The sequence below is a fragment of the Jatrophihabitans sp. GAS493 genome (assembly GCF_900230215.1).
Lineage (GTDB): Bacteria > Actinomycetota > Actinomycetes > Mycobacteriales > Jatrophihabitantaceae > MT45.
This window is the reverse complement of sequence record NZ_LT907982.1, coordinates 3,327,763-3,353,229: the sequence shown is the minus strand read 5'-3', so window position 1 is coordinate 3,353,229 and position 25,467 is coordinate 3,327,763. Positions and strand designations below refer to the sequence as shown.

Here is a 25,467-nt window from a genome sequence, read left to right as displayed (position 1 = left end):
TACTGCGAGTGTTAGCGGGAGGGCGATCAGATGAATGCGGCCGTCATTGGCGGGATAATCATTGCGCTTGTATTGGTGATTCTCTTTGTGCGCAGTGTTCGAATCGTTCCGCAGGCTCGCGGCGCGGTGGTCGAGCGTCTCGGTCGCTACATCCGCACCCAGGGCCCGGGCGTGGCCGTGCTGATTCCGTTCGTGGACCGGATGCGCCCGCTGATCGACCTGCGCGAACAGGTCGTGAGCTTCCCGCCCCAGCCGGTGATCACCAGCGACAACCTCACCGTCGCCGTCGACTCGGTGATCTACTTCCAGGTCACCGATCCCCGGTCGGCGACCTATGAGATCCAGAACTACATCCAGGCGGTCGAGCAGCTGACGATCACGACGCTGCGCAACGTCATCGGCGCCCTCAACCTGGAGCAGGCGCTGACCAGCCGGGACTCGATCAATACGCAGCTGAGGGCCGTTCTCGACGAAGCAACCGGTCCGTGGGGCATCCGTGTCGCCCGCGTTGAGATCAAGGCGATCGATCCGCCGCTGTCGATCCAGGACGCGATGGAGCAGCAGATGCGGGCCGATCGGGCCAAGCGCGCGGTGATCCTCGCCGCCGAAGGGGCCCGCGAGTCGGCGATCAAGACGGCTGAGGGTGAGAAGGCGGCCCAGATCCTCTCGGCCGAGGGGAAGAAGCAGGCGGCCATCCTGTCGGCGGAGGCGGAGCGGCAGTCGCGGATTCTGCGGGCCGAGGGCGATCGCGCTGCGCGTTTCCTCAGCGCGCAGGGCCAGGCCAAGGCCATCGAGACGACCTTCGGCGCCATTCATGCGGCCAAACCGGACGCCGCCCTACTGGCCTACCAGTATCTGCAGACGCTGCCGCAGATCGCTCAGGGTGACGCCAACAAGATGTGGATCGTGCCGAGCGAGTTCAGCAAGGCGATCGAGGGGATCGCGCAGCTGGCCGGCGGCGAAGGCGGTCCTGACGCACCCTCCTGGCTCACCCCGCCGCCGACCCCGGGCGGCCCGGCCGAGACTCCGGCGCCACCGATGGACACCTCCGGCTGGTTCGACTCGAATCTGCCGCCGGCCGCAGCGCAGCCTGAGGCCGCCAATCTGCGCGCCTCCGACACCGATCGCGACTCGCTGCTGGCCCGGGAGGGACTGACTGGATTCGGGTTGGCCAGCCCGCTTGTTCCGGCTGTGCCAGTCTCGGCTGCGGAGCCTGAGGGCACAGCGTCCGAGGGGACCGCGTCCGAGGGGACCGCGTCGGAGGCGGCGGAGCCACCGGTTCCGCCCTACCTGCAGAAGCCGCCGCAGAGCCCGCCGCCCCCGGCGCCGCCGTCGACCGCGTTCTGACGGAATTCGCCCGGCACTCCTATCGTTACGTCGGAGTGACTCCACGACCGCTTCTCTCCGTCCTTGACCTGGCCACTGTGGGATCTGGACAGACCTCCTCAGTTGCCCTCCACAACAGCACCGAACTGGCGCAGGCGGCCGACCGCTTGGGGTTCTCCCGGTTCTGGGTGGCCGAGCACCACAACATGGCCGGGGTCGCGTCGACGGCGCCACCCGTTCTCATCGCGCATCTGGCCGCGGCTACGTCGAGAATTCGCGTCGGCTCGGGTGGTGTGATGCTGCCCAACCACTCGCCGCTGGTCGTGGCCGAGCAGTTCGCGCTGCTGGAGGCGCTACACCCCGACCGCATCGACGTCGGCCTCGGACGTGCGCCGGGCACCGACCCACACACCGCGGCGGCACTGCGCCGCAATCCGGCGGCCGGCGGCCTGGAGGAGTTCCTCAGCGACATCCTGGACGTACGGGCGCTGCTGAGCGCATCCAGCGCGACCGACGACATCGCGGCGACCCCGCTGCCGGTCTCCGCGCCCGAGGTCTGGGTGCTGGGCTCCAGCCTCTCCAGTGCTGTCGTCGCGGCCGCATTGGGCCTGCCATACGCATTCGCCCATCACTTCAGCGCCGAGAACACCGTGCCGGCCGTCGAGCTCTATCGGCAGCGTTTCAAGGCGTCGGAATCCCTCGACCAGCCGCACGTCCTGATCACCAGTTCGGTCATCGCCGCGCCCACTGACGCCGAGGCGGAGGAGATCGCGCTGCCGGCGGCGCTGATGTGGGCCGAGATCCGTCGCGGCGTCCGTCGCCCGTTGCGCAGCGTGGCCGAGGCGAAGGCCCATCCGTGGAGTGACCAGGAACGACTGTTGGCCGAGGATCGCCTCGCCACTTCGGCCGTCGGGTCGGCGATCACGGTCGCGGCAAAGCTCGACAAGTTGGTGGCCGATACCGGAGCCGACGAGCTGATGGTCACCGTCCACGCGCATGACGTCGCCCATCGAGTGCGCACGCTGGAGATCCTCGCCCAGACGTACGCGTCGCAGGTCGAAGCCGAGCCGGAGCTGCTCAGATCCAGCTGACGTGCTCGTGGAGGTAGATGTAGCCGACGAAGCTGAAGGCATCCAGCAAGGTATGGGCGAAGACCAGCGGCAGCACGCGCCGGGTCCGCTGGAACCACCATCCGAAGATGAGTCCCATCACCAGGTTGCCGAGGAAGCCACCGAATCCCTGGTACAGGTGGTAGCTGCCCCGCAGCACGGCCTGGGTGGTGAGCGCCCTGGAGTCAGACCAGCCCATTTGACGTAGCCGGGTGAGCAGGTACGCCACTACAACGATCTCCTCCAGGATGCCGTTCTGAGCGGCCGAGAGCAGCAGCAGCGGCACCCGGTACCAGACGTCGGGGAGGTCCACGACCTGGAGACTGGCGTTGAGACCGAGCTGATGCGCCGTCCACACGAGGGCCAGTCCGGGGAGACCGATCAGGGCGGTGAAGCCGACACCGACGAGAACGTCGTGGCCGAGCCGCCGAGTATCCCAGCCGATGGCCCGCAGACCCGGTTCGCGCGCCAGTAGTACCAGCGCCAGCATCGCCGGAAAGAGGCCGTGCAGCACATCGGCTAGGCCGTCAAGCAGATCCAGCCACGGGTAGTCGCTGTTGGAGCCGGAGACGACGGTGGCTGTGGTGGCTGAGATGCCACCCTTCACGGTGATCTCGGCCCGTATCAGGTACAGCAGCGCGTAGATGCCCGACATCCCCAGGGACACCCCGAGCACCGCGATGACCTCGAGGCCATAGCGGGGCGGCCGCTGCTCGGCAGTCGTCGGTGTCGGCGCGGTCACCGGTTCAGTCTGCACCAGACACCCCGGGCAGCTGGCCCCACTCGCCTTGAGGACATGCTGTGTAGCGTGGAAATCGGGTTCGCAGTGAGCACGTCCAGTTGCCGTCGGTGATCTAGTTACGGACGCAACTACCTACTGACAGAGGCCGAATAGCGGTGGATTACACTTGATATCGAAGGGGCGAGCACACATCCCTCCCGCGTGTTCGCCCCTTCCCTTCGCCTTTGTCCGAGGCTAATCTGCGGCACATATTCTGATCTCCCGCCTCACGTGAGGCCGGTTGAGACCTTGTCCCGGTAGCTCCCGGCATCAGCTCGCAGCAACGTCCGGACGACGCTGAAACCGAACGCCGCCGCCGGCACGAATAGCGGATAGACGGGTGCCGGCATGGGGCACCTCGCAGCGCCTCGGAGGTCCAGTGCAGCGGCGAAGAGTAGCGGTGGTGGGTGGCGGCGTAGCCGGGCTGACTGCGGCTTACGTTCTACAGCGAGACTGCGACGTGACGCTCTATGAAGGCGACGCACGTCTCGGCGGGCACGCCGACACCCACGATCTGCTGGATCCGACCGGCCGGTCCCTGTCGATCGACACCGGCTTCATCGTGCACAACGAGCGGACCTACCCGCTGCTGCGCCGCCTGTTTCGGGAGCTGGGCGTAGCGACGCAGGAGTCGGACATGAGCATGTCCATCAGCTGCGGGCAGTGCGGACTGGAGTACGCCGGCGGCCGCGGCGTATCCGGAATCTTCCCATCGGCGCGTACAGCACTTCGCCCCCGCTATCTCCGGATGCTGACCGAAGTGACCAGGTTCCATCGCGGCGCGAGGGCTGTTCTCGCTGCGGCCGACGACGGACTCACACTGGCCGACTTCCTGGCCGCCGAGGGGTTCACCGGCTACTTCGTCAGCCACTTCGTCACACCGCTGGTGTCGGCCGTCTGGTCGTGTGCGCCGTCGGTTGCCGGCCAGTACCCGGCCCGCTACCTCTTCGCCTTCCTGGACAACCACGGGATGCTCAGCGTCTCCGGCTCGCCGAATTGGCAGACCGTCGTCGGGGGATCGGCCCGCTACGTGGAGCGCGTAGCAAAGGGAATCGGAGCCGTGCAGACCTCGACCCCGGTGCGTTCGGTGCGCCGCCGGCCCGACGGAGTCGAGATTCGTGACGCCGACGACGGGGTCGCGCACTTCGACGCCACGGTGATCGCCACCCATCCGAATCAGGCACTCACCATGCTCACCGACGCGACCGCGCTGCAGCGGGAACTGCTGGCAAGCATCGGTTACACCCGCAATCCGACCCAGTTGCACACTGACACCTCCGTCCTTCCCAGTGGCCGTCGGGCCCAGGCATCGTGGAACTACTACCTGCCCAGCTGCGAGGCCGGGGCCGGGGCGGTGAATGTCAGTTACAACATGAACCGGCTCCAGCGGCTGCACAGTGACGAGCAGTACGTGGTCACCCTGAACGGGGCGGCCCGCGTCGATCCGGCCCGGGTGCTGGCCACGATGGAGTATGAGCACCCTATTTTTACGACTGATTCGGTGGCCGCGCAGCGTAGGCTGCCCGAGCTCAACGATTCTGTACTCGCCTTCGCCGGGGCCTATCACGGCTGGGGTTTCCACGAAGACGGATGTCGATCCGGTGTCGAGGCCGCCCGCTCGCTGGGGGTCGAGTGGTGAACTCGCTCTTCCGGGTCGACATCCACCACGTCCGGTCCGCCCCGGTGCGTCACCAGGTGCGTCACCGTAGCTACCAGTGGTTCGTCGACCTCGACGATCTGCCCCGGCTGCCGTGGCCGATACGGCTGCTCGCTCAGTTTCGGGCCGAGGATCACGTCGGCGGCGGAACGAGCCTCCGGGCCAACATCGACGCGTTCCTCGCCGACAGTGGGATCGATCTGCGTGGGGGAGCGATCACCATGCTGACGAACGCCCGCAGCCTCGGCTACGTCTTCAACCCGTTGACCCTGTATTGGTGTCACGACCACGACGGCACGCTTCGGGCCGTCGTGGCCGAGGTGCACAACACCTACTCCGAGCGCCACCGCTACCTGCTGCAGGTGGACGCCGCCGGACGGACCGAAGTGGAGAAGCGGTTCTACGTCTCGCCGTTCTATCCGGTCGACGGCTACTACCAGATGAGTGTGCCGGAACCTCGCGAGCGGCTGAGCATCACCGTGACCCTTCATCGGCAAGGTCAGCCGCCGTTCACCGCATCGCTGCGCGGCACCGGACGACCGGTGACCACGACCGCAGTTCTTCGGGCCGTCGCCCAGCGTCCCTTCGAGACCTGGCGCGTGCGAGCGCTGATTCAACTGCACGGAATCCGCCTGTATCTCAAGGGTCTTCGCGTCGCCGATCGCCCACCGGCACCCAATGACCCGCGCACAGGCTCGCCGTGTCCGCTGCCGTCTCGCGCCGTCCGTTCTGAGGAGAACCAGATGTCCGCTCGCCACACCCCCGCCGATCGAATCGCCGGCATCGTCCACGACGTAGCCGGTCTGCAACTGCCGGTCCGCATCCGGGCCTGGGACGGAAGCGAGGCGGGACCGGCACAGACACCGGTGCTCGTCATCCGGAACCGGCGAGCGCTCCGGCGCCTGCTCTGGAGCCCCAACGAGCTCGGCCTCGCTCGCGCTTATGTCACCGGCGACATCGACGTGGACGGTGACATCGTGGACGGATTCCGTGAGGCCTGGCGAGCCGCTCGCCGCGACAGCGCGCAGACGATCTCCCTCGGACTCTCCGCCCGGTTGCGCGCGGCCCGCAGTGCGGCCTCGTTGGGGATCATCGGCCTCCGGCCGGCCGCGCCGAGGTCAGAGGCGAAGTTGGCGGGCCGGCTGCACAGTCGGCGCCGTGACCGGGAGGCCATCTCCCACCACTACGACCTTTCGAATGAGTTCTATCAGTTGTTGCTGGATGACTCGATGGCCTACTCCTCGGCCTACTTCAGCTCGCCCGATCAGTCGCTGGAGCCCGATCAGTCGCTGGAGAGCGCGCAGCGGGCGAAGCTTGATCTCATCTGCCGCAAACTTGACCTGAAGCCGGGGATGCGGCTGCTCGACGTGGGCTGTGGCTGGGGTTCGCTCATTCTGCACGCGGCCGAAAACTACGGCGTACGGGCGACTGGGGTGACCCTCTCCGAGCAGCAGCGCGACTTCATCGCGAAGCGGGTCGCCGAGCGCGGAGTCGCCGAGTTGGTGACCGTGCGGCTGCAGGACTACCGCGAGATCCCGGCCGGTGAGACCTTCGATGCGGTCAGCTCGATCGAGATGGGCGAGCACGTCGGGCAGCAGAACTACGGGGTCTACGCGGCAACCCTGCATGACCATCTGCTCCCCACCGGCCGACTGCTACTGCAGCAGATGTCTCGACCGGCCGGCACCGCGCCCGGCGGAGGCGCCTTCATCGAGTCGTATATCGCGCCCGACATGCACATGCGGCCACTGGCCGAGACGCTCGGCTTCCTCGAGTCGGCCGGCTTGGAGATTCGCGACGTGGAGGCGATGCGTGAGCACTACGTCCGCACCGTGGCCGGCTGGATGGATCGCTTCGAACAGCGCTACGACGACGTGGTAAACCTCGTAGGGGCGGAGGTCGCCCGGGTCTGGCGGTTGTACCTCGTCGGCGGTGCGTTGAGTTTCGAGGAGGGCCGGATGGGCGTCGATCAGATTCTGGCCGTCCGGGCCAGCAGCGAGGGAGCGAGCGGCATGCCGGCAGATCGTCCCTGGGCTCGCTGATGGTCTTCGCCACCGGGCCCTTCGTCGTTGGGCTGCTGCTCAGCGCGCTGAGCGTCGCCGTCGTGCTGCTCGTCACGTTTGCGGTGGCGCGGATCGTCGGCAAGCACAGTGTCATCGATACCGCCTGGGGCGCGCTCTTCGCCGTCATCGCGATCGTCACTTTCCTCTGCTCCAGCGGCCACGGCGATGCGGCCCGGCGCTGGTTGCTGCTGGTGCTGCCGGTCTTCTGGGGCGGCCGGCTGGCGATTCACATCGCCCGCAGAACGGTGGGAAAACCGGAGGATCCTCGCTATGTGGAGCTGCTGGCGAAGGCTCCGGGGAATCCCGACCTGTACGCCCTGCGCATGATTTACCTGCTGCAAGGCGTCCTGGCGTTCCTGATCTCGGCCCCGATTCAAGTCGGCGCCTACCAGTCAGCCTCGCTGCCGCCGACGGCTTGGATCGGCGTCGCGCTCTGGCTGCTCGGAGTCTTCTTCGAAGGTGTCGGCGACGCTCAGATGCAGCGCTTTCGCCGCGACCCGGCCAACAAGGGCAAGCTGATCCAGAGCGGTCTCTGGCGCTACACCCGCCACCCCAACTACTTCGGCGATGCCTGCGTCTGGTGGGGAATCTTCCTGGTCGCGCTGGGCAGCTGGCCCGTGCTGCTGACCATCGTCTGCCCGATCGGCATGACACTGCTGCTGACCAAGGGTTCGGGTGCCCGCATCCTGGAGCGGCACATGAGCAAGCGCGCCGGTTGGGACGACTACGCAGCCCGGACCAGCGGATTCATACCGTTGCCGCCGCGCAAGAAGAGCGCCACCACCTGAAATCGCATTGAAATCGCGTTCGGTGGTCACGCTCGAGCGCTGGGCTGTGGTCTGACCGGCAGCGGTGAGGTCAGTCCAGGCAGAATTCGTTGCCCTCCGGATCGCGCATGACTATATGGCCACCGGACGCCGGGTCGGGCTCGAAGCGAGCAACCCGGCTGGCGCCGAGCGCGACCAGTCGAGTGCACTCCTGCTCCAGGGCCGCCAGACGGGCCTCGCCGGCCAGCCCCTCGGCCGCCCGTAGGTCCAGGTGCACCCGGTTCTTGGCCGTCTTCGGCTCGGGCACTTGCTGGAAGAACACCCGTGGCCCGACTCCAGCTGGATCGATGATCGCCGAGCGGTCGTTGCGCTCCTCGACAGGCACCCCCCACGCGTCCAGCGCAGCCTCCCACGAGGCAAATCCGGGTGGGGGCGGCTGGAGCTCATAGTGCAGCGCTTCAGCCCAGAAGCGCGCGTGCGCCGCCGGATCGGCACTGTCAAACGTCACCTGAAATTGAACGCCCATCAGTAGAGTATGAACCGGTGACTTCAGTGACACGACCCTCGACCAGCCGCTGTGCGGCTATCGCGGCGGGGCCCAGTCGGCCCAGTCGACCCAGTCGGCCCAGTCGGCCTAGTAAGTGCCGCGCAGCACGCTCGTGCCGGAGTAGTCGTAGGAGGAGTTGATCTTCTGCACGCTTACCTCGATCGCGGTGTACTCACCCATGAGCTCCGGCGGCACGGTGAACTCACCCTTGCCGTCCGGGCCGATCCAGCCCAGCGCATGCATCTTCGTGCGGGCCGCGTTGGTCAGCCACACCTCGTAGAGTGCTCCGCCGCCCGGGCTCGGCAACGCCGAAGCGTCCAGCTTCATGTCGTCGCCGCCGATCACTTTCGCCGTTGCGGGCTCCGACCCGGTGTCGTAGGCGGCGAGGGCCACCGTGGTGCTGTTCGCGGTTGTGTGCGCGTCCTTGGCGGCGAGCACTCCAGCGCTGCCGACCCCGAGACCGATCACCGCTGCCGCAACCAGCCAGCGTCCTGAGAATCGGCGGCGCTTCGTGGCCCGGGTATCGATGTCGGTGATGGTGTCGGTCGTGTCGCTGTCCTCGTCGGCCTCAAACCCGCGGGAGTCCTGAACCTCTGCTGCTTGGTTTGCCTCCTCCCGAACCGCGGCGAAGAGCGCTGAGAGGTCCGGCAGCCGGGCCGGTGACGCCTTCGAGCCGTCTTCCGAGCCGTCTCCCGAGTCGCCCGTCGAGTCGTCCTTCGAGTCGGCCGCTGTCTCATCCGATACATTCGACGACTCGCCGATCAGATCCGCGTCCAGTAGCGAGCCGGACTGTGAGACATGAGTGAGGACCGTCGGCATGACGCCAGGGGTGTAGCGGGCGGCCGAACTCAAGGAGGCGTGCGCCACCAGTGCGTTGATCAGCTCCTGTTGGCAGTCGGTGCAGCCACGCAGATGCGCCGCGGCGGACATCAACTCCGCCTGTGTGGACTGCCCACTCAAGAGGCTGGGTAGTTCGTCGAAGATGTGCTCGGTCATCGTCAGCTCCCGTCCTTCTCGAGCAGACCGGCCAGGCGCTGAAGCCCGCGTGCCGTCCGCGTCTTCACCGTGCCGATCGGGGTATCCAACGCGGTCGAGATCTCGGACTGCGTGTATCCCTCGTAATAGGCCATCTGAATGACCTGCCGCTGCACGTCAGGCAGTTGTGCGAGTGCGGTGCGCACTTCATCGGCCCAGACCATCCGCTCGGCGAATTCGCGGCCGTCGTCGCCGGTGATCTCGCGGACGGCATCGAGCGGTACCACCGAATCCCGGCGCTTGCGCAGGTGATCGATGGCCCGTTTCTTGGCGATCCCCAGCACCCAACCCCGCAGGCTGCGATTCGGATCGAAGCGGTCGTGGACGCGCCACACCTCGTAGAAGACGCGTTGCACCACATCGTCGATATCCGACTGGGGCACATACCGACCGAGGTAGGAGACCACAAGCGGGCCGAGGGTGCGGTAGCAGTCCTCCAGGGCGTCTGGCTGCCCGGAGGCGAGCCGACCACCGATCTCGGCGAGCTGGGTCTCCATACTCGCTAGTTCGTGGTCGGACGCCACATCGGTTTCAGAATCCGAGACGATTTCTCGTTTCACCTTCCACCCCGGGAGTCGACCCCGACGCAACTACGATGGTTGAGGCGGTCGACGACGTTTCAGCGTTGCTCGAGTGAGAGGTAGTCGCGCTCCAGCGGTCCGGTGTAGAGCTGACGCGGGCGGCCGATCTTGGTCTGCGGGTCGTTGATCATCTCGTACCACTGCGCGATCCAGCCGGGGAGCCGGCCGATCGCGAAGAGCACCGTGAACATCCGGGTCGGGAAGCCCATAGCCCGGTAGAGAAGGCCGGTATAGAAGTCGACATTCGGGTAGAGCTTGCGCGAGATGAAGTATTCGTCGCTCAGTGCCACCGCCTCAAGCTCCATCGCGATGTCCAGCAACTGGTCACGCTTACCCAGCGACGAGAGAACCTCGTCCGCCGTCTTCTTGATGATCGCCGCCCGCGGATCGTAGTTCTTGTAGACACGGTGCCCAAAGCCCATCAGGCGAACCCCGTCCTCCTTGTTCTTCACCCGCTCTACGAAACGTTTGACATCGCCGCCGTCGGCCTTGATCTGCTCGAGCATCTCCAGAACGCTCTGGTTCGCCCCGCCATGTAGGGGGCCGAAGAGGGCGTTGATGCCGGCCGAGACGGAGGCGAACATGTTGGCTTCCGACGAGCCGACGAGACGGACCGTCGAGGTGGAGCAGTTCTGCTCATGGTCGGCGTGCAGGATGAAGAGCAGGTCGAGCGCGCGCGCGATGACCGGGTCGACCTCGTAGGGCTCGGCGGGAAAGCCGAACGTCATCCGGAGGAAGTTCTCCACCATGCCGAGGGAGTTGTCGGGGTAGAGGAAGGGCTGCCCGACCGATTTCTTGTACGCATAAGCCGCGATGGTCGGCAGTTTGGCCAGCAGTCGAACGGTCGATAGCTCGACCTGCGCCGGGTCGAACGGATTCAGCGAATCCTGATAGAAGGTGGAGAGTGCGGAGACGGCCGACGAGAGGACCGGCATCGGGTGCGCGTCACGCGGAAAGCCGTCGAAGAAGCGCTTGAGGTCCTCGTGCAGCAGGGTGTGCCGCCCGATCCAGCTGGTGAAGTTGGCCAACTGGTCAGCCGTCGGGAGCTCGCCGTAGATGAGCAGGTAGCTGACCTCCGGGAAGCTCGAGTTCGCGGCGAGCTGTTCGATCGGGTAGCCCCGATACCGCAGGATGCCGGCGTCGCCGTCGATGTAGGTGATCGCCGATTTGCAGGCTGCCGTGTTGCCGAACCCCGGATCGAAGGTGACCAACCCGGTCTGGGTGAGCAGCTTGGAGATATCCGCCCCGTCCGAGCCCTCAGCGGCCGGCACGACGTTGAACTCGATGTCCTCGGCGCCCGCCCTGCTGAATGTGATCGACTGCTGCGCGGGAGCTACCTGCGTCATGTTTTCGAACCCTTCTATCGGCTTACTCCAGAGATTACTGCGCGCCGGTCGGTGCCGGTGCCGCACTGATGCGACCCACACCACAGTGGGTCAGCCGCTCAGTTCGTGAGGTTCTGCAATCGAACCTGTCCGCGTGCGACCAGGCGCTGCTGAGCGTCGGTGATCTCGACGATCCACAGCTGCTGGCTGCGGCCGCGATGCACGGGCGTGGCGACGCCGGCGACGCTTCCCTCCGCGAGCGCACGGAGAAAATCGGTCTGGTTGGAGACGCCCACGACCTTTCCCTCGGTGCCGGTGGAGGCGAGCCAGGCCGCGGCCCCCATGCTGGCCGCCGTCTCGACGACCGAACAGTAGACACCGCCGTGCACGATCCCGAACGGCTGAAGGTGCTCCGGGCGGATATCGAAACTCATCCTGACGCGATCCGGAGTGATTTCGTCCAAGCGCAGGCCGAGGTGTTCAGTCAAGCCAACATTGAGCTTGCTCAGGTCAAGTTGCTCCATGGTGGCTCCTGTCGGGTTCGGGACGCGCTGCGATCTCCTCGACGATAGCCGGGCCGCCACCGGCTACCGCGGGCGAAGCAAGCCGGTGAGGTCGGGCTCACGAAACATCCTGGTCATCGCGGTAACGACAGCCGTAACACGATGGACCTACGTTGCCTGCCATGGAGTCCTCCCCGCTCGCCGAGATCGGCCCGCTGGCCGGGTACACGGTGGGCGTCACGGCGGCCCGTCGGGCCGACGAGTTCGGAGCGCTCCTACAGCGACGCGGTGCGGCGGTGATGCAGGCGCCGGCCATCCGCATCCTTCCGCTGGCCGACGACGCGCAGCTGCGCCAAGTCACCCAACGGATCATCGCCGACCCGCCCCAGATCATCGTGGCCACCACCGGGATCGGGTTCCGGGGATGGGTGGAGGCGGCGCACGAGTGGGATCTCGCCGATGATCTTCTGGACGCGCTCAGTCGCGCTCGGGTGCTGGCGCGGGGGCCGAAGGCGACCGGTGCGCTGCGGGCGGCCGGCCTGCGCGAGGAGTGGTCACCGGCCTCGGAGTCTTCGGCCGAGGTGCTGGAGCACCTCCGGGCCGAGGGCGTCGCCGGTCGACGCGTCGCGGTGCAGCTTCACGGCGCAACCACCGAGTGGGAGCCGCTGCCGGATTTCTCCCAGGGCCTGCGCGAACTCGGTGCCGAGGTGACGGCGATCCCCGTCTACCGGTGGACACCCCCGCCCGATCTCGCACCGCTGGACCGGCTTCTGGAATCGACACTCTGCGGGACGGTCGACCTTCTCGCCTTCACCAGCGCGCCGGCTGTGGCCAGCATGCTCGGCCGGGCCCGGGAGACGGGCATCCTCGAACGACTGCTGAGCGTGCTCCGGGATGGCGTCGTGAGCGCCTGTGTCGGCCCGGTCACCGCTGGACCGCTCGAGGCGCTAGCGGTGCCGACGGTGCAGCCGGCCCGCTTCCGCCTCGGCGCGCTGGCGCGTCTGGTCGGGGAGGAACTGGTGCGGCGAACCAGGGTGATCGAGGTGGGCGAGCACGAGCTGAGCCTGCGGGGGCAGGCCGTGGTACTCGACGGTGCCCTCCGCCCGATCTCCCCAGCCGGCATGTCGCTGCTCTCGGAACTGGCGGCCCGACCGGGGCAGGTCGTCTCCCAGGAGAAGTTGCTCAGCCGCCTGCCCGGGCGCGGTGTCGACACCCATGCGGTCGAGTCGGCGGTGGCCCGCCTGCGATCGGCGCTCGGTGACAACTCGATAGTCCAAACGGTGACCAAACGGGGATACCGGTTAGCTATTCCCTGATGAGTGAGCAATCCGGTGCCGTGTCTGCCGGCCCCCGACGCAGCGCCGGCATCCTGCTCTTTCGGCGGGTCGACGAATCGCCCGACGGCGTCCAAGTGCTGCTCGCGCATACCGGCGGCCCACTCTGGGCCCGGCGTGACCTGAATGCCTGGTCGATCCCTAAAGGTGAGTTCAACGACGACGAGACCCCGCTCGACGCTGCCCGGCGCGAGTTCCGGGAGGAGCTGGGCCTGCCGCTGCCGGCCGGGGAGCTGCACCCGCTGGGGGAGATCATCCAGAAGAATCGGAAGGTGGTGACCGCCTGGGCATTGGAGGGCGCGCTCGATCCGGCAGCCATCACGCCCGGCACCTTTGAGCTGGAGTGGCCACCCCGGTCCGGGCGGGTGCTGCAGGTGCCCGAGATCGATCGGGTCGAATGGTTCGCAGTCTCGGATGCGCGGCCGCGGATGTTCAGCGGGCAGGCAGAGCTGCTCGACCGGCTGCTGGCCCTGATCGATGCGATGGCGACGTCGGGTGAGGACTAAATCGGCTAAATCGACTGGGCCGATTGGGCCGACTGGGCTGATTGGGGTGACAGCAGTTCGCGCACCATGTGCAGCGCCACCACGGTCGATCGATCCCGGACCATTGACCGCGACCCGGGGACCCGGATGCGCCGCGAAACTACGCGCTCGGCCGAGCTGATGCACAGATGCACCAGGCCGACCGGCTTCTCAGCTGTGCCTCCTCCGGGCCCGGCCACGCCGGTGATGCCAACGCCGATATCGGCGTGCAGCCGTTCCCGAGCTCCCGCAGCCAGCGCGACCGCGACCTCGGCGCTGACGGCGCCAACCTGGTCGAGCAGTTCGCTCGGCACCCCGGCCAGCTCGACTTTGGCCCGGTTGGAGTACACCACCAACCCACCGAGTAGGTAGGCCGAGGAACCGGCCAAGTCGGTGAGCCGGGCCGCGACCATGCCGGCCGTGCACGACTCCGCGGTCGCAATAGTCAACCCACCGTCCAGCAGCAGGCTGGCGACCACCTCGTCGATGCTTCGCCCGTCGGCGGAGAAGAGGGTCTCGGGGTACCGCCGCTGGATCTCGGCAGCCAGCACGTCGTAGCGCTCCTGCGCGGACGGTGCAAAGCGGGTGACGACCTCCAGTTCACCGTCGCGCAGACAGGTGGTGATCTCGAGGCCGCCCAGCTGAGGGTCGAGTTCTCTCAGGTCGGCGGCCAACTCCGACTCCGGTGTTCCCCATAGCCGCAGTGTCTGCTGGCGTAGCTCGGCCCGGCCGGCCAACGCCGCGTGAACTGTGTCGTCGGCCAGCGCCGCCGCCCACATGCCCTGCAGCTCGCGCGGCGGCCCGGGGAGGACAACGATCGGCGGCCCGCTGAAGCCCTCGGCCGGCGCCACGACTAGCCCGGGAGCGGTGCCGACCGGCGCGAGCACGGAAGCCCCGACCGGCACCATCGCTTGTTTGCGCACCGCGGCCGCCGTCGCCCCCGCGTCCAGTCGCCAGCCACGGGCCGAGGTCAGCCGCCGCACGATGTCGCCGATACTGGCTTCGAGGGCGGTGTCCAGAGTGAGCGGTCGACCCTGCACCCCGGCGACGATCTCGGCGGTCAGGTCGTCGGCCGTCGGGCCGAGGCCGCCGGAGGTGATGAGGAGATCGAGCCCCTCGCCGCCGAGCCGCTGCAACGCCCAGCGCATGTCGTCGGCTCGGTCGCCGACCACCACCACCGCGGCGATATCAACACCGGCTATCCGTAGCTGCTCGGCCAGCCACGGACCATTGAGATCAGTGACCCGGCCGGTGAGAACCTCAGTGCCGGTGACGACGATTCCTGCGCGAGAGCCCATCCGGGAATTCTCGCAGCCGGCCCGAACGCTTTAGCGGGTGACGTGCTAGAACGAGGCGCTGTTCTCCGAAGCGCTACCGACACCACGCTGCTTCGAGTGCTCCCGCAGCGGCAGCAGCATTTCGGCCAGCCAGCTGAAGATCGAGATCAGCAGGCCGGCGAAGAGCGCGTCCCAGAAGCCGTCGATGTCGAGATGACTCGAGAGGCCGGCGGTGATCGCCAGCAGACCGGCGTTGATCACCAGTAGGAAGAGGCCGAAGGTCAGTAGTACCAGCGGCAGGCCGAAGAGAAAGAAGATTGGACCAAGGATGGCGTTCACCACCGAGAAGAGCACAGCGAGCCAGAGCAGCGTGAAGAATCCGCCGTGAACCTCAACGCCGGGAACGATTTTGGCCACCACGCCGATGATGAGACCGAGTACCACAAGGCGAGCAACAAGCCGAATAAACCCCATGAACTCAGGCTAGCCGGTCGCCGGTCAAATCGGGCGGCAGCGCGCCGATTACGACTGTGGCGTCGAGTTCAGCCGATTCGACGATGCGAGCTTTCAGTCCGCTTTCGGTGAAGGCCCGGGCGAGAGGTTCAGCCTGCCGGTCGCTGGTCTCAATGAGCAGGGTGCCGCCCTCGGCCAGCCAGGCCTGAGCGCTGAAGAGGATTCGGCGAGCGATCTCCAGGCCGTCATCCCCTCCGTCCAGCGCCATCCGCCGCTCGTAGAGACGGGCTTCGGGCGGCATCAGCGCAATCGCCTCGGTCGGTACATAGGGCGCATTGGCCACCAGCACGTCAACGCGTCGGTACAGCTCGGCCGGCAGCGGGTCGTAGAGATCACCGAGAAAGACCTCCACCCCGCCGCCGACGAGGTTGCGGCGTGCGCAGCTGACCGCCTCCGGCGAGAGGTCGCTGGCGAAGACCCGAGCCGTCGGGATCGCCGAGACGATTGCCGCCGCGACCGCACCCGCTCCGCAGCAGAGATCGACCACGATCGGCGCCGCGGTCTGGCCGGCGACGGCGACAGCCTCGGCGACGAGTAGCTCGGTACGTCGGCGAGGAACGAAGACGCCCGACGAGATAGCGATGCGAAGACCATAGAACTCCGCCCATCCCAGGACGTGCTCCAACGGCTGGCCCGAGACCCGCAGCGCCAGCTGCGCCTCCAGCCGCGCGGGGGAGTCGGCCGCGGCCAGCAGCAACTCCGCCTCCTCCTCGGCGAAGACGCAGCCGGCCTGCCGTAGTCGCCCGACGACGTCGGCGCGAAGGTCGTCCTGCTCGGGCATCGGCGCTGCGGCGTTACTCGTTGTCAGAGCGGTAGCCGAGGTTCGGTGAGAGCCACCGCTCCGCCTCGTCCATGCTCCAGCCCTTGCGCTTGGCGTAACTGTCCACCTGGTCGCGTCCGAGCTGGCCGACGACGAAGTACTGCGACTGCGGGTGCGAGAAGTAGAGCCCACTCACCGACGCGCCTGGCCACATCGCCATGCTTTCGGTCAGCTCGATGCCGACGTTGGCCTTGACGTCCAGCAGCTGCCAGATGGTCTGCTTCTCGGTGTGCTCAGGGCATGCGGGATACCCCGGAGCCGGGCGAATACCGACGTACTGCTCCTTGATGAGCGACTCGTTGTCGAGCGTCTCGTCCGGCTGATAGGCCCAGAACTCGGTGCGGACGCGCTCGTGCAGGCGCTCGGCGAAGGCCTCGGCCAGGCGATCGGCCAGCGACTCCAGCAGGATCGCGCTGTAGTCATCGAGCGCGGCCTTGAACTGCTCGATCTTCGCGGCGCTGCCGAGGCCGGCGGTGACGGCGAAGGCGCCGACGTAGTCGCGAAGTTCCGTCTCCTTGGGCGCGATGAAGTCGGCCAACGACCGGTGCGGAACACCTGGCCGGTGCTCGCTCTGCTGACGCACCTGGTGCAGCATCGTCAAGACCTCGCGGCGAGACTCGTCCGTGTAAACCTCGATATCGTCTTCGCCGACCTGGTTGGCCGGGAAGAGCCCGAAGACTCCGCTGGCGGTGAGCCACTTCTCCTCGATGATCGAATCGAGCATCCGCTGCGCGTCGTCCCAGAGCTTGCGGGCGGTCTCGCCGGAGGTCGGGTTGTTGAGGATGTCCGGGAACTTGCCCTTCATCTCCCACGCGTTGAAGAACGGCTGCCAGTCGATGTAACGACGCAGTTCAGCGATGGAGTAGTCGTGGAAGGTCTTCACGAACTGGGTCGGCGACGACGGTGCGTGGTAGTCATCGGTGTGCGCGTCCCGAACCTGCTGGGTGATCATCCGCGGACGAGGCGGCCGGTAACCCGTCCAGTCGATCGGGGTGCGATCCGCCCTGGCGTCGGCGATCGGCAGTAGCACCTTGGCGTGATTTCGGGCGGCGTGCCGCTCGCGCAGTGAGTCGTAGTCGGTCTGCAAGTCGGCCAGCAACGCCGGTCGCTGCTCGTCCGACAGCAGGGCCGCCACCACCGGCACCGAACGGGAGGCGTCCTTAACCCAGATGACCGGGCCATGGTACTTCTGGTCGACCTTGACGGCCGTGTGCGCCCGGGAGGTTGTCGCACCCCCGATCATCAACGGAATCTCCAGGCCCTGCCGTTCCATCTCGGCCGCGAAGTTCACCATCTCATCGAGCGAGGGCGTGATGAGACCGGAGAGGCCGATGACGTCGGCGTCGTGCTCCTTCGCCGCATCAAGAATCTTCTGCGCCGGCACCATGACGCCGAGGTCGATGACGTCGTAGTTGTTGCACTGCAGCACCACACCGACGATGTTCTTGCCGATGTCGTGCACATCGCCCTTGACCGTCGCCATCACGACGGTGCCGTTGCTGCGGCCTGCGTCCTCGGGAGATTTGCCCGCTTCGATATAGGGAATCAGGTAAGCGACGGCCTTCTTCATCACCCGAGCCGACTTCACCACCTGGGGCAGGAACATCTTGCCGGCGCCGAAGAGATCGCCGACGACGTTCATGCCGGCCATCAACGGACCTTCGATGACCTCGATCGGACGGCCGCCGCGAGCCTCGATGAGCGCACGCAACTCCTCGGTGTCCACCTCGGCGTATTCGTCGATTCCCTTGACCAATGCGTGGGTGATGCGCTCCCCGACCGGCAGTTCGCGCCACTCCTCGTTGACCGCCTCGGCTTTCGTGCCGGCGCCGGCGAATTCGGTGGCGATCTCCAGCAGCCGTTCGGTGGCGTCGGGGCGACGGTTGAGGATCACGTCCTCGATGCGCTCCAGCAGACGCGGATCCAGCTGGTCGTAGACGACCAGGGCACCGGCGTTCACGATGCCCATATCCATCCCGGCGCCGATCGCGTGATAGAGGAAGACAGCGTGAATGGCCTCGCGGACGGCGTTGTTGCCACGGAAGGAGAAGGAGACGTTGGAGACGCCGCCGGAGACCAGGGCGCCGGGGAGGTTCTGCTTGATCCAACGGGTCGCTTCGATGAAGTCCACGCCGTAGTTGGCGTGCTCCTCGATGCCGGTGGCCACCGCGAAGATGTTCGGGTCGAAGATGATGTCCTCGGCCGGGAAACCGACCTCGTCGACCAGAATCCGGTAGGCCCGCTCGCAGATCACCTTGCGGCGCTCGAGGTTATCGGCCTGCCCCTCCTCGTCGAAGGCCATCACCACGACGGCGGCACCGTACTTACGGCAGATCGTCGCCTCGCGGCGGAACTTCTCCTCGCCCTCTTTCATCGAGATCGAGTTGACGATCGGCTTGCCCTGCACGCAGCGCAGGCCGGCTTCGATCACCTCGAACTTGGAGGAGTCGATCATCAACGGGACGCGACTGATGTCCGGTTCGCTGGCGATCAACTTTACGAAGCGGTCCATCGCCGCGACGCCGTCGATCATGCCTTCGTCCATGTTGATGTCGATGACCTGGGCGCCACTCTCCACCTGCTGGCGGGCGACTGAGAGAGCGGTGTTGTAGTCACCGTCGCGGATGAGGTTGCGGAACCGGGCCGAGCCGGTGATGTTGGTGCGCTCGCCGACGTTGACGAAGAGCGAATCCGCGGTGATGGCCAGCGGCTCCAGACCGGAGAGGCGGCAGGCGGCGGCCGGCGTCGACGGCACCCGGGGGGCGATTCCCGCGACCAGCGACGCTATCGCGCCGATGTGCTGGGGGGTGGTGCCGCAGCATCCACCGAGGATGTTCACCAGTCCGCTCTCGGCGAACTCGCGCACGATGGCCGCCGTCTGATCGGGTGACTCGTCGTACTCGCCGAAGGCGTTGGGGAGACCGGCGTTCGGGTAGCAGGAGATGAAGCAGTCGGCGACGCGGGCCAACTCGGCCAGGTACGGCCTCATCTCAGCCGCTCCGAGGGCACAGTTGAGTCCGATGAGCAGCGGCTTGGCGTGGCGAACCGAGTTCCAGAAGGCCTCGGTCACCTGGCCGGAGAGAGTACGCCCGGAGGCGTCGGTGATGGTTCCGGAGATCATCAGCGGCCAGCGCCGGCCGCGCTGCTCGAAGAGCGTCTCCACGGCGAAGATCGCCGCCTTCGCATTCAATGTGTCGAAGATGGTCTCGATGATGAGCACGTCTACGCCACCGTCGACCAGGCCGTTCGCCTGCTCGAGGTAGGCCTCGACCAGCTCCATGTAGGTGACATTGCGGGCACCCGGGTCGTTGACGTCCGGGGAGATGGAGGCGGTGCGGTTGGTCGGGCCCAGCGTGCCGACTACGAATCGGGGGCGGCTCGGGTCGGCCTCGGTCACCGCGTCACATTCGACCCGGGCCAGCCGCGCGGACTCGAAGTTGAGTTCGTAGGCGAGATCCTCCATGCCGTAGTCGGCCAGCGAGATCCGCTGCGCGTTGAAGGTGTTGGTCTCGATGAGGTCTGCACCCGCGTCCAGGTAAGCCCGGTGAATGGCGCTGATCGTCTCCGGCTGGGTGAGGCTGAGCAGATCGTTGTTGCCCGCCAGGTCGCGGTCCCAGTCGGCGAAGCGGTCGCCGCGGTATTCGGCCTCGCTGAAGGTGTGCCGTTGGATCATCGTGCCCATCGCGCCATCGAGCATGAGAATGCGCGACTGGAGGGCGTCGGAGAGGGCTTGTGTAGCGTCCGGGCGAAGGGACGGCGTTACCGGCACAATGAATCCTTGGGGCTCGGTCGGACGGACTGGTCAATACCCCAGCATACTTACGACCGCCCCCCGATATTGCCGCTCCCGCGTCGCACAGACGTTGCCCTGAGCGGGCAACCCGACCCACAGGAGGTCCCCGTGGCGAGACTGATCTACTCCACGATCGCCTCCCTCGACGGTTACGTCGCCGACGAGGAGGGAAATTTCGACTGGGCTGCCCCCGACGAGCAGTTACATCAGTACGTCAACGACCTGGAGCGCAGCGTAGGCACCTATCTCTACGGCCGCCGAATGTATGAGGTGATGTCGTACTGGGAGACGGCCGAGACCGCGCCGGCCGGCTCCGCCGCATCCACGGTCACGCAGGACTTCGCGAGCGTCTGGCAGGCGGCCGACAAGGTGGTGTACTCCCACACGCTGGAGCAGGTGCACACGGCGCGGACCCGGCTCGAGCGGCAGTTCCAGCCCGACGCCGTCCGCCGGCTGAAGGAATCCGCGGCGGCCGACATCAGTGTCGGCGGCCCCGGGCTCGCCGCCGCGGCGCTGAGCAGTGGGCTGGTGGACGAGTGCAACCTCTTCCTGGTCCCGGCGGTCGTGGGCGGTGGCACCAAGGCGTTCTCCGATGGGCTACGACTGGGACTGGAGCTACGCGAGGAGTTCCGATTCAGCAATGGCGCCGTTCACCTGCGCTACGTGTGCCGATAACCGCTACTGCCGGAAACCGCTACTGCCGGAAACCGCCGCTGCCGGAAACCACTGCTGCCGGAAACCGCTGAGCGCGACCTGGCCGGGATCGGCGCGGTTAAGTTACCTCCGCTGGCGATAGGCACTATCGTTTTTAGCAAATCCGCTTATCTGCGATGTGAGAGACATGGACGCCCGACCAGTAATCAACCAGCCCATCATCATCAGAGCCGATCTGGGCGACGAATTCTCCAGCCGCGTGGAGGACATGGGCGACGACTGGCTGACGGTCGCGCAGCCGCTGGACCTGCCGGCCGAGCACGCGTTCGTCGAGGGCACCGAATTCATGACGACCTGGCAGGCCGACAACGGCCTCTACGTGCTGCCCTGCGAACTGGTCACCATCCACCGCGACGGCGCGATGCACATGTGGGATGTCGGCATCACCGGCGAGGTCCGTCGGGAGCAGCGCCGCGCGTACGTGCGGGCGCGGGCCCGGGGGACCGTGACGATGAGCTGGAGATCTCGCGACAAGGTCAGTCACGAGGTAACCGGCGCGTTGGAGGACCTCAGCGAGGCTTCGCTGCGCTTCATGTGCCGAGACCGCTCGGTCGTCGACGCCGATTTCCACGGCCTCAAAGTGAAGACTCTTCTCGAGACGGCCGAGAAGGAGTTCAACCTGAGCTCCGAAGTTCTTCGGGTCGAGCGGTCGGAGGTGGTCGAACACTCCAGCGAGACCGGCCCGTGGAGCGTGTACCTCATCTTCTCCGATCATGGCAAAGCGGCGGACGACATCCGGCAGATCGTCTTCCGCGAGCAACTGCGTGAGCGCAACGGGCGGTAGCGCTCGCGCATGCTGGTTGTGGAGCGTCAACGCACCCCACAACCAGCGGCCCCTCCAGTCTCAGTCGGTGACAGCGGTCTCAGCCGGTGACAGCGGTCAGTGTCGGCAGGTAGCCGTACTGGTGCCCGAGATAGTTCGGGTGGAAGACACCCTCCAGGTCGTCGGTGGCGCTGTTGATCCACGGAGTGGAGGAGCAGATCCCGTGGCCGGCGAAGGCGGGGCGGGGGTCGGCGAAGGTGGCGAAGCTGCCGACCGCGTTCACCGCCGCCTTGATCACCTGATCGTCGAGGAAGTTCGACGCGTTGATCATCTGGACCCGGTTCGTATCGCTGCCCAGGATGCAGTTGCCATTGAGCTGGTAGGGGAGTGGGTAGCCCATCACCACCAGTTTGGCCTGCGGTGCCTTGGCGTGGATCGCCAGGTAGGTCGACTTCAATCGCCCGATCAGCGTTGACGATCCGAAGGCCTCCGCGGTCGCTACGTCGCCGGAGCAGTTGCCGAGGTTGTAGGCACAGGCCTGGACGAGGGTCATGAAGCCCGCATCGTTGGCGCCGACCGCGAGAGAGACGAGGGTCGTCGCAGGATCGAGGAGCGCGATCTCGTCGGAGACATTCAGCGATGCGCTGGAGGTCTTACCGAACGCGCCGGCCTGCCCGTCGGTGTGGGCACCGGAGCAGGCGAGCATCTGGCCCGCCGGCAGGGTGTAGGTCGCCGAATGAGCGGCCGCCCAGAGCGGGCCGTAGGCGATCGTGCTGCGCTTGCAGTCGGCCGGGTTCGAGGCATTGAAGACCGCGCTGCCCTGCGGGCCGGTGCCGGTGCCCACTCCGGCGGCGGTGGAGTCACCGAGGACGGCGTAGATGGCCGGCGTGGACGCCTGTGCGGGCAGCGTCTGCACACACAAGGGTGCGATGAGAGCGGCCAGCCCTGCGGTAAGGGTGACGAGTGGACGGGACAGTTGCATCGGTGCCTCCGGTTGGTAATGGGCGAGTCGTGGGCAAGGAAGTAACCCATTTACATACACGTGCGTGTGTGTATGTAAATATAGATACACGTACGCATGTGTATGTGCAAGGATCGAGGAGATCAGCGCGGTGTGTCCTGGAGCACCGTCTCGAGAGGGGAGGGGAGTCCATGCGGCAGACCCACGCCGAGCGAAACGCCGCGACCCGCAAGGCGCTTCTGGAGGCGACGGCCCGCGGATTGGCCCACGGCGGATACGGTGCACTCTCGGTCGAGGCGGTCGCCCGTGAGGCCGGCTACTCCCGAGGCGCGGTGTATCACCAGTTCGCCGACAAAGAGGCGCTGGTGATAGCCGCAGTGCAGCAGGCCGAGAAATCCTGGCGACGAGAGGTAGGCGTGCCGGCGGCGACTGAGAGCGACCCGGTCGCCGCGCTGGTCACGCTGGCCCGCGGCCACGCCGTCTACTGCCGGCGCGATGTCGCCCGCCTGCTCATCACGCTTCGAGTGGAGTTCTATCAGAACGATCACCCGGTCGGACGGGTCGTTCAGTCGATCCTGGACGCCGGGATCGCCTTCATCACCTCGCTGGTTGCCGCCGGACGAGCCAACGGAAGCATCCCGGCCGGGGCCCCGGACCGACTGCTGGCCCTGGCCTACTACGGCGCGCTGGAGGGGACCGCGGTTCACCTGGCTGGCGAACCGGGCGTGAAGAAGTTCGATGAACTACTGGCCGAGCGGGCCGTGCTCGGCGTACTCGGAATCGCCAACCCCTGACCTCGGACACCGCTCGGGGCCGCGACCCCTCTCCAATATGCAACTGATGGTTGCGCTGAGCCCACTGTTGGCACTAACGTGAGATGCAACCAATCGTTGCAGAAAGCAGGAGATCATGGAGTACGGAAACATCGAGCGCGAGTTCCACGTCGACGCCTTGCCTGAGGTGGTCTTCGACGTCATCAGCAATCCCGTGCACGTCAAGGAATGGTGGGGTGCCGACTCCGACTTCGAGGCGACTCCCGGCCACAGCGGCGAGCTGGTCTGGGGGAGCGAGGATGTACCGCGCCAGCACGTCACGCCCTTCACCGTCGTCGACGCCGAGCCTCCGCGGCTCTTCTCCTTTCGCTGGGCCTACGGTGATGCCACCGCCGGGTCCTTGGACAACTCGCTACTGGTGACCTTCGAGCTGGCACCCTCAGCCGGCGGCACCACGGTGCGGCTCACCGAGTCCGGTTTCCGGGAGATGGGCTGGGATGCCGCCGTTCTCGAACACAACTACAACGATCACGTCCAGGGCTGGACCACTTACCTCGCGGCGCTGGCCCGGTACGCCGCCGAGGTCGTATCGGCGCGATGACGCTCGCCATCAACGACGACCTCTGGTCGGCGATCGGCGACCCGACCCGCCGCCGCATGCTCGACCTGCTGCTGAGCGACGGGGACGCAACCGCGACCACGCTGAGCGACCGGTTGCCGGTGACCCGGCAGGCCGTCGCCAAACACCTCGTGGTGCTCGACCGCGTCGGGCTGGTCCACGTGACACCGGTCGGGCGTGAGATGCGCTACCGGGTGGACGACCGGCAACTGGCCCGGGCGGTCGCGCAGCTCAATTCCGTCGGCTCGATGTGGGACGCCCGACTGCGGCGCATCAAGACCATCGCCGAAGCGATCCAGCGCAAGAGCGAGCTGCCACCACCGCCATCCAAGATCGGAGAGACTGATGAATGACACGAGTTTTACTACCAGTTGGGTCGTCGATCAGACACCGCAGGAGGTGTTCGACGCGATCGTCAACGTACGCGGCTGGTGGTCGGCCGAGATCGAAGGCGGCAGCGATGCCCTCGGTGACGTCTTCACCTATCGATACCAGGACATCCACCGAAGCCGGCAGCAGGTAACCGAGTTGGTGCCCGGCAAGAAGGTCGCTTGGCGAGTCCTCGACGGATACCTCAGCTTCACCAGGGAGAAGTCCGAGTGGACGGGCACGGAGGTCGTCTTCGACGTCGCCGAGTTGGACGGCCAGACCGAGCTTCGCTTCACCCACATCGGCCTGGTGCCCGAGTTCGAGTGCTACGACCGATGCCGCGCAGGTTGGAGCTTCTACATCGACCAGAGCCTGCGCGGCCTGATCACCACCGGGCAGGGTTCGCCGAACGGTCCGGAGTGACGAGGTCGGTCAGGACTGGATGAAGGCCAGCAGATCGGCGTTGATCGTCTCGGCCTGCGTTGTCGGCATGCCGTGCGGGAAGCCGGAGTAGGTCTTCAGCGTCCCGTTCTGCACAAGCTTCGCCGACAGCGGTCCGGAGTCGGCGTAGGGAACGATCTGGTCGTCGTCGCCGTGCATCACCAGCACCGGCACGGTGATCTTCTTCAGGTCCTCGGTGAAGTCGGTCTGCGAGAACGCGACGATTCCGTCGTAGTGCGCCTTCGCCCCGCCCATCATTCCCTGACGCCACCAGTTCGCGATGATCGCCTCTGATGACTCCACACCGGGACGGTTGAAGCCGTAGAATGGCCCGGACGGGAGCGCCCGGTAGAACTCCGAGCGATTTGCGGCCAGTTGGGCCTGCAGGTCGTCGAAGACGCTCTTCGGCAGTCCGCCCGGGTTCGACTCGGTCTGCACCATGATTGGAGGCACTGCGCTGATCAGCACAGCCTTGGCCACGCGGCTCTCGCCGTGGCGCGCGATGTAGTGCGCGACCTCGCCGCCACCGGTGGAGTGGCCGACATGCACCGCATCCTTGAGGTCGAGGTGAGCGGTCACCGCAGCCAGGTCATCCGCGTAGTGGTCCATGTCGTGACCGTCGCTGGTCTGCGTCGACCGTCCATGGCCTCGCCGATCATGGGCGATCACGCGGTACCCGTGCTGAAGGAAGAAGAGCATCTGGGTGTCCCAGTCATCAGCCGAGAGGGGCCAGCCGTGGCTGAAGACGATCGGCTGACCGGTTCCCCAATCCTTGAAGAAGATTTCGGTGCCGTCTGCGGTAGTGATGCTGCTCATGCACTGCTCCGGTTGCTGCGGGGGATGGCGTCAAAGCGCCCGTATTGCCAGCCTAG

26 protein-coding genes and 1 pseudogene are annotated in these 25,467 nt (G+C 66.5%); 14 read left to right on the top strand and 13 right to left on the bottom strand.

Annotated features, from left to right (window positions below):
• Window positions 1–30 precede the first annotated feature (30 nt).
• Together CPH63_RS15610 and CPH63_RS15605 are read left to right on the top strand one after the other, a co-directional pair.
• Window positions 31–1,347, top strand: a complete 1,317-nt coding sequence (locus CPH63_RS15610) for an SPFH domain-containing protein (RefSeq protein WP_096303783.1) — start codon at window positions 31–33, stop codon at window positions 1,345–1,347.
• A 35-nt stretch (window positions 1,348–1,382) separates the two neighbouring features.
• Window positions 1,383–2,417: an LLM class flavin-dependent oxidoreductase gene (locus CPH63_RS15605; protein WP_096303782.1), complete on the top strand. Its 1,035-nt coding sequence runs from the start codon at window positions 1,383–1,385 to the stop codon at window positions 2,415–2,417.
• Here the strand turns inward: CPH63_RS15605 and CPH63_RS15600 are convergent.
• The gene (locus tag CPH63_RS15600) at window positions 2,404–3,090 is read right to left on the bottom strand and encodes a CPBP family intramembrane glutamic endopeptidase (protein WP_096305187.1); all 687 of its coding nucleotides are present in this window, start codon (window positions 3,088–3,090) and stop codon (window positions 2,404–2,406) included. The two genes, CPH63_RS15605 and CPH63_RS15600, sit on opposite strands and share 14 nt — an antisense overlap.
• A 353-nt stretch (window positions 3,091–3,443) precedes the next feature.
• On the bottom strand, window positions 3,444–3,566 hold the full coding sequence (locus tag CPH63_RS23440) for a hypothetical protein (protein WP_256385791.1): 123 nt from the start codon (window positions 3,564–3,566) through the stop codon (window positions 3,444–3,446).
• A gap of 29 nt (window positions 3,567–3,595) precedes the next feature.
• Between CPH63_RS23440 and CPH63_RS15595 the strand changes: the two genes are divergently transcribed.
• The 4 genes and pseudogenes from CPH63_RS15595 to CPH63_RS15585 all read left to right on the top strand — a co-directional run bounded on the left by CPH63_RS15595 (window position 3,596) and on the right by CPH63_RS15585 (window position 7,724).
• The gene (locus CPH63_RS15595) at window positions 3,596–4,855 is read left to right on the top strand and encodes an NAD(P)/FAD-dependent oxidoreductase (protein WP_197704377.1); all 1,260 of its coding nucleotides are present in this window, start codon (window positions 3,596–3,598) and stop codon (window positions 4,853–4,855) included.
• Window positions 4,807–5,532: pseudogene (locus CPH63_RS23780) on the top strand (DUF1365 domain-containing protein); the annotation flags it as partial. The gene CPH63_RS15595 and the pseudogene CPH63_RS23780, both read left to right, overlap by 49 nt.
• Window positions 5,533–5,616: 84 nt before the next feature.
• Window positions 5,617–6,915 (top strand): cyclopropane-fatty-acyl-phospholipid synthase family protein, encoded by a 1,299-nt coding sequence (locus tag CPH63_RS23775; protein WP_172892317.1) that lies wholly within the window; start codon window positions 5,617–5,619, stop codon window positions 6,913–6,915.
• A complete protein-coding gene (locus CPH63_RS15585; RefSeq protein ID WP_096303779.1) occupies window positions 6,915–7,724 on the top strand; it encodes a DUF1295 domain-containing protein in 810 nt (269 codons plus the stop codon). The genes CPH63_RS23775 and CPH63_RS15585 overlap by 1 nt, the downstream gene beginning before the upstream one ends.
• Window positions 7,725–7,794: 70 nt before the next feature.
• Here CPH63_RS15585 and CPH63_RS15580 read toward each other — a convergent pair whose 3' ends face one another.
• The 5 genes from CPH63_RS15580 to CPH63_RS15560 all read right to left on the bottom strand — a co-directional run bounded on the left by CPH63_RS15580 (window position 7,795) and on the right by CPH63_RS15560 (window position 11,715).
• A complete protein-coding gene (locus CPH63_RS15580; protein WP_096303778.1) occupies window positions 7,795–8,229 on the bottom strand; it encodes a VOC family protein in 435 nt (144 codons plus the stop codon).
• A gap of 108 nt (window positions 8,230–8,337) precedes the next feature.
• Window positions 8,338–9,246 carry an anti-sigma factor gene (locus tag CPH63_RS15575; RefSeq protein WP_096303777.1) on the bottom strand — a complete coding sequence of 303 codons (909 nt, stop codon included), beginning with the start codon at window positions 9,244–9,246 and terminating at the stop codon, window positions 8,338–8,340.
• A 2-nt stretch (window positions 9,247–9,248) separates the two neighbouring features.
• Window positions 9,249–9,782, bottom strand: coding sequence for an RNA polymerase sigma factor (locus CPH63_RS15570; RefSeq protein WP_096303776.1), 534 nt, complete (start codon window positions 9,780–9,782; stop codon window positions 9,249–9,251).
• Between the two features lie 122 nt (window positions 9,783–9,904).
• Window positions 9,905–11,212, bottom strand: coding sequence for a citrate synthase (locus CPH63_RS15565; RefSeq protein ID WP_096303775.1), 1,308 nt, complete (start codon window positions 11,210–11,212; stop codon window positions 9,905–9,907).
• A gap of 98 nt (window positions 11,213–11,310) precedes the next feature.
• Window positions 11,311–11,715: a PaaI family thioesterase gene (locus CPH63_RS15560; RefSeq protein WP_096303774.1), complete on the bottom strand. Its 405-nt coding sequence runs from the start codon at window positions 11,713–11,715 to the stop codon at window positions 11,311–11,313.
• Between the two features lie 161 nt (window positions 11,716–11,876).
• Here CPH63_RS15560 and CPH63_RS15555 point away from each other — a divergent pair, with 161 nt between their 5' ends.
• Window positions 11,877–13,010 (top strand): uroporphyrinogen-III synthase, encoded by a 1,134-nt coding sequence (locus tag CPH63_RS15555; RefSeq protein WP_096303773.1) that lies wholly within the window; start codon window positions 11,877–11,879, stop codon window positions 13,008–13,010.
• Window positions 13,010–13,534: an NUDIX domain-containing protein gene (locus tag CPH63_RS15550; protein ID WP_096303772.1), complete on the top strand. Its 525-nt coding sequence runs from the start codon at window positions 13,010–13,012 to the stop codon at window positions 13,532–13,534. Before CPH63_RS15555 ends, CPH63_RS15550 begins: the two co-directional genes overlap by 1 nt.
• 5 nt (window positions 13,535–13,539) lie before the next feature.
• Here the strand turns inward: CPH63_RS15550 and CPH63_RS15545 are convergent, their stop codons facing one another.
• Genes CPH63_RS15545 through metH form a run of 4 tightly spaced genes read right to left on the bottom strand, consistent with a single transcriptional unit; the run spans window position 13,540 to window position 19,859 of the window.
• Complete coding sequence (locus tag CPH63_RS15545) at window positions 13,540–14,850, bottom strand: competence/damage-inducible protein A (RefSeq protein WP_096303771.1); 1,311 nt, start codon at window positions 14,848–14,850, stop codon at window positions 13,540–13,542.
• Between the two features lie 45 nt (window positions 14,851–14,895).
• Complete coding sequence (locus CPH63_RS15540; protein ID WP_096303770.1) at window positions 14,896–15,303, bottom strand: phage holin family protein; 408 nt, start codon at window positions 15,301–15,303, stop codon at window positions 14,896–14,898.
• Between the two features lie 4 nt (window positions 15,304–15,307).
• Entirely contained in the window at window positions 15,308–16,123 is an 816-nt protein-coding gene (locus CPH63_RS15535) for a putative protein N(5)-glutamine methyltransferase (RefSeq protein WP_096303769.1), read from the bottom strand.
• A gap of 13 nt (window positions 16,124–16,136) precedes the next feature.
• Window positions 16,137–19,859 carry a methionine synthase gene (gene metH / locus CPH63_RS15530; RefSeq protein WP_197704745.1) on the bottom strand — a complete coding sequence of 1,241 codons (3,723 nt, stop codon included), beginning with the start codon at window positions 19,857–19,859 and terminating at the stop codon, window positions 16,137–16,139.
• A 204-nt stretch (window positions 19,860–20,063) separates the two neighbouring features.
• On the opposite strand from metH, the gene CPH63_RS15525 reads away from it, so the two are divergent.
• Together CPH63_RS15525 and CPH63_RS15520 are read left to right on the top strand one after the other, a co-directional pair.
• Window positions 20,064–20,630, top strand: a complete 567-nt coding sequence (locus CPH63_RS15525; RefSeq protein ID WP_096303767.1) for a dihydrofolate reductase family protein — start codon at window positions 20,064–20,066, stop codon at window positions 20,628–20,630.
• A 166-nt stretch (window positions 20,631–20,796) separates the two neighbouring features.
• A complete protein-coding gene (locus CPH63_RS15520) occupies window positions 20,797–21,453 on the top strand; it encodes a hypothetical protein (protein ID WP_096303766.1) in 657 nt (218 codons plus the stop codon).
• A 79-nt stretch (window positions 21,454–21,532) separates the two neighbouring features.
• Here CPH63_RS15520 and CPH63_RS15515 read toward each other — a convergent pair whose 3' ends face one another.
• Window positions 21,533–22,414, bottom strand: a complete 882-nt coding sequence (locus CPH63_RS15515) for an SGNH/GDSL hydrolase family protein (protein ID WP_096303765.1) — start codon at window positions 22,412–22,414, stop codon at window positions 21,533–21,535.
• Between the two features lie 170 nt (window positions 22,415–22,584).
• On the opposite strand from CPH63_RS15515, the gene CPH63_RS15510 reads away from it, so the two are divergent.
• The 4 genes from CPH63_RS15510 (at window position 22,585) to CPH63_RS15495 (ending at window position 24,577) form a co-directional block, all read left to right on the top strand.
• Window positions 22,585–23,187 carry a TetR/AcrR family transcriptional regulator gene (locus CPH63_RS15510; protein WP_096303764.1) on the top strand — a complete coding sequence of 201 codons (603 nt, stop codon included), beginning with the start codon at window positions 22,585–22,587 and terminating at the stop codon, window positions 23,185–23,187.
• A gap of 115 nt (window positions 23,188–23,302) precedes the next feature.
• The gene (locus CPH63_RS15505) at window positions 23,303–23,767 is read left to right on the top strand and encodes an SRPBCC domain-containing protein (RefSeq protein ID WP_096303763.1); all 465 of its coding nucleotides are present in this window, start codon (window positions 23,303–23,305) and stop codon (window positions 23,765–23,767) included.
• The gene (locus CPH63_RS15500; RefSeq protein ID WP_096303762.1) at window positions 23,764–24,138 is read left to right on the top strand and encodes a metalloregulator ArsR/SmtB family transcription factor; all 375 of its coding nucleotides are present in this window, start codon (window positions 23,764–23,766) and stop codon (window positions 24,136–24,138) included. Before CPH63_RS15505 ends, CPH63_RS15500 begins: the two co-directional genes overlap by 4 nt.
• Window positions 24,131–24,577, top strand: a complete 447-nt coding sequence (locus CPH63_RS15495; RefSeq protein ID WP_096303761.1) for an SRPBCC domain-containing protein — start codon at window positions 24,131–24,133, stop codon at window positions 24,575–24,577. The genes CPH63_RS15500 and CPH63_RS15495 overlap by 8 nt, the downstream gene beginning before the upstream one ends.
• Before the next feature lie 9 nt (window positions 24,578–24,586).
• On the opposite strand, the gene CPH63_RS15490 is transcribed toward CPH63_RS15495, so the two are convergent.
• On the bottom strand, window positions 24,587–25,411 hold the full coding sequence (locus CPH63_RS15490; RefSeq protein ID WP_096303760.1) for an alpha/beta fold hydrolase: 825 nt from the start codon (window positions 25,409–25,411) through the stop codon (window positions 24,587–24,589).
• Window positions 25,412–25,467: the final 56 nt, after the last annotated feature.